Source organism: Micromonospora sp. D75, assembly GCF_018070405.1.
GTDB lineage: Bacteria > Actinomycetota > Actinomycetes > Mycobacteriales > Micromonosporaceae > Micromonospora > Micromonospora chalcea.
This window is the reverse complement of sequence record NZ_JAGPXV010000811.1, coordinates 1-2,216: the sequence shown is the minus strand read 5'-3', so window position 1 is coordinate 2,216 and position 2,216 is coordinate 1. Positions and strand designations below refer to the sequence as shown.

The window sequence follows — 2,216 nt, the reverse complement described above, 5'->3', positions numbered from 1 at the left end:
GAGTGCCTGGTCAAGGCGGGGCTGCCGGTGGACGCCCCGCTCACGGTGGCCGGCGGCGACGGCGAGTGGGTGCTGGTGCGCAGCGGCCGGGTCACGGTGGCCACCGGCCCGGTCCGTCTGACCGGCGAGCCACAGCCGGTGGTCGTCGCCGTCCTCACCGCGACGGGGGTGTGACATGTCCGCCTGGTACGAGTACCGCCACGTGGTCGGGTTCGAGGAGACGAACCTCGTCGGCAACGTCTACTACGTCAACTACCTGCGCTGGCAGGGCCGCTGCCGGGAGATGTTCCTGCGTGAGCACGCCCCGGCGGTGGTCGACGACCTGCGCGCCGGGTTGAAGCTGTTCACGCTGCGGGTGGACTGCGAGTACCTCGCCGAGCTCGACGCGTTCGACGAGCTGCGCATCCGGATGAGCCTGACCGAGCTGACCCAGACGCAGCTCGGCCTGGCCTTCGACTACCTGCGCGACGGCCCGGGCGGGCTGGTCCCGGTGGCCCGGGGGCACCAGCGGATCGCCTGCATGCGGGAGGTCGCGGGGCAGGTGGTGCCGACCCGCGTGCCGACGCCGCTGGTGCGGGCGCTGGCGCCGTACCGGGCGGCCGAGGGGGTGGCCGGCCGTGCCTGAGCGCGCCGTGGACGCGCCGCCGGCCGCCGCCGCGCTGCGTACGGTGCTCGGCGAGTTCGTCACCGGCGTCACGGTGTTGACGGTCGGTGGTCCGCTGCCGCACGGGATGACGGCGAACTCGTTCACCTCGGTCTCGCTGGACCCGCCGCTGGTGCTGCTCTGCGTGAGCCGGGACAGCCTGATGTCCGCCTGCCTGTCCGACGCGGACGGGTTCGGCATCTCCGTCCTGGCCGGGGGGCAGGAGCGCCTGGCCCGGCACTTCGCCGACCGGCGCCGGCGGCCCGGGCGCGCGCAGTTCGCCACTGTCGGCTGGTCGCCGGGCGAGCGGACCGGCGCGCCGCTGCTGCACGGGGCGCTGGCCTGGCTGGAGTGCCGGCCGTGGCGCTGCCACGACGGCGGCGACCACGTGATCGTGGTGGGCCGGCTGGTGGCCGCGCGCACGGCTGCCGACAGCGACGCCCTGATCTTCCGGCGAGGCCGGTTCGACAGGTACGGGAACTCCCACCCGGCCGCCGGCCGCCGGCACGTCCAACCGCTCCTTAAGGAGGCGCAGTGACCCTGTCGGACAAGCGCGACGCCGGCGCTTCGGGGCTCGATCTGAACGGCAGCCGGCACCGGGCGGCCCTGCAGATCTTCCTCGTCGTCGTCATCGCCCACTGGGCCGAGCACCTGGTGCAGGCCGCGCAGATCTGGGTGTTCGGCTGGTCCCGGCCGGAGGCCCGGGGCGTACTCGGCATGCCGTTCCCGTGGCTGGTGGAGAGCGAGTGGCTGCACTACGGGTACGCGCTGGTCATGCTCGCCGGTTTCTGGCTGCTGCGCGGCGGCTTCGTCGGCCGCGCCCGGACCTGGTGGATGGCGGCGCTGCTGATCCAGGTGTGGCACCACCTGGAGCACCTGCTGCTGCTGGTGCAGTCGCTGACCGGCAGCAACCTGGCCGGGCAGCCGGTGCCGACGAGCCTGCTGCAACTGGTGGCGCCCCGGGTGGAGCTGCACCTGTTCTACAACGCGGTGGTGTTCCTGCCGATGGTGGTGGCGATGTACCTGCACCGCACGCCGCTCGCCGACGAACTGGCCCGGATGCGGTGCAGTTGCCGCCGGGTGGCCGAAGTCCGGTGAGGCGCGGGCCGGGGCTGAGGTGGCTGGCGGCGGGTCTGCTCACGCTGCTCGCGCTCGGCCTGGCCGGGCTGACCCTGGCGGCGCAGCTGCGGCCGGCGCGGTTGGTGACCACCGACCCGCCGGCCGGCGCCCGGCTGACCACGGCGCCGGCGGCGGTGACGCTCACCTTCAACGGCCCGCTCGACGCCGAGCGGACCCATGTCTGGTTGATCGGCCCGGGCGGCGCGTTCGGCGCGACGGGCGCGCCGCGCTACCGCGACAACGGCGTCGAGGTGCCGGTGACGGTCGTGGGTGACGGGCGCTACCGGGTCGGCTACCACGCCCAGCTCGCCACCGGGCAGACCGCCACCGGCGTGGTCCCGTTCACCGTCGCCGCCGGGCTCGGCGCGCCGCCGCGGGCCGCCCCGGCCGCGTCCCCGCCGGCCACCGCGCCGCCGGACGGGTCCGCCGGGGGCGGCCACCACGGGGGTACGGG

At 75.1% G+C, this 2,216-nt stretch carries 4 protein-coding genes; all 4 read left to right on the top strand.

Annotated features, from left to right (window positions below):
* Window positions 1–175: 175 nt before the first annotated feature.
* Window positions 176–625, top strand: a complete 450-nt coding sequence (locus tag KBX39_RS29385; protein WP_030503316.1) for a thioesterase family protein — start codon at window positions 176–178, stop codon at window positions 623–625.
* Window positions 618–1,181, top strand: coding sequence for a flavin reductase family protein (locus KBX39_RS29380; protein ID WP_307851546.1), 564 nt, complete (start codon window positions 618–620; stop codon window positions 1,179–1,181). The genes KBX39_RS29385 and KBX39_RS29380 overlap by 8 nt, the downstream gene beginning before the upstream one ends.
* On the top strand, window positions 1,178–1,741 hold the full coding sequence (locus KBX39_RS29375; RefSeq protein WP_051611104.1) for a hypothetical protein: 564 nt from the start codon (window positions 1,178–1,180) through the stop codon (window positions 1,739–1,741). The genes KBX39_RS29380 and KBX39_RS29375 overlap by 4 nt, the downstream gene beginning before the upstream one ends.
* A partial coding sequence (locus KBX39_RS29370; protein WP_210873645.1) for a copper resistance CopC family protein occupies window positions 1,738–2,216 on the top strand: 479 nt, incomplete at its 3' end. The genes KBX39_RS29375 and KBX39_RS29370, both read left to right, overlap by 4 nt.